The sequence below is a fragment of the Mesorhizobium sp. M0768 genome (assembly GCF_040320195.1).
GTDB lineage: Bacteria > Pseudomonadota > Alphaproteobacteria > Rhizobiales > Rhizobiaceae > Mesorhizobium.
Genome location: NZ_JAMYPD010000105.1, coordinates 1 through 871, shown reverse-complemented (window position 1 = coordinate 871; position 871 = coordinate 1). Strand labels below are relative to the sequence as shown.

1 protein-coding gene is annotated in these 871 nt (G+C 61.4%); it reads left to right on the top strand.

Features of this window, described 5'->3' with window-relative positions; translation table 11 throughout:
- Positions 1-841 (top strand): MerR family transcriptional regulator (locus NKI08_RS34515; protein WP_502899707.1); only part of this gene is annotated, 841 nt, incomplete at its 5' end.
- Between the last annotated feature and the right edge of the window lie 30 nt (positions 842-871).

Below are 871 nucleotides of genomic sequence, written 5' to 3'. Positions count from 1 at the left end.
GCGCGATCGCGAGGCGGCACGCTACAACGCCGATCGGGCGTTCCGGCAATACGACGCCATCGATCCGCAGAACCGGCTGGTCGCGGCGGAACTGGAGTTGCGATGGAACCGGGCGCTTACGCGTGTCGGCGAGATCGAGAGCAGGATTGCCGCGCATGATGCCTCGACATCGGAGCCATCACTTCTGTCGCCAATACACGTCACCGCGCTCGCCGCCGATCTCAAGGCTGTATGGGCGGCGCCGACGACGGATGCAAGGCTCAAGAAGCGCATCGTTCGCACCGTCATCCGGGAGGTGGTCGCCGATATCGATGACGAAGCGTCAGAGATCGTTCTTCTGATCCATTGGGTTGGCGGCGTCCATACTGAACTGCGCCTGCCGAAGCGGCGCCGTGGACAGCGCAACAGCACGTCCGGCGATATCATCGCGGCCGTCCGCCAACTGGTGCTCATCGCCAATGATGATCTGATTGCTGGCATCCTCAACCGCAATGGACTGGTGACCGGCCACGGCAATCGATGGACACGCGAACGGGTCACCGCGCACAGGTCGCATCATAAGATCCCTGTCTTCCGGCCAGCGGCGGACGGCAAAGAGCCATGGCTTAACCTGAACAAGGCGGCGCGCCTTCTCGGCGTTGCACCGAAGACCCTCAGGCTCGCCGCCGAGGCGGGCGAGATCGAAGGCGTTCATCCTCTGCCGGATGGTCCATGGGTCTTCAGCCGATCAACGCTTGGCGAACCTGCGGCACAGCGCATCGTTCATCGCGCGCGGCAAAACCCAAAATACCCCACGGGATCGCATCCAGATCAGCAAAACCTATTCACTTCAACGACATAGACAGATGGGTGTTATGAAACAGGATTGTAG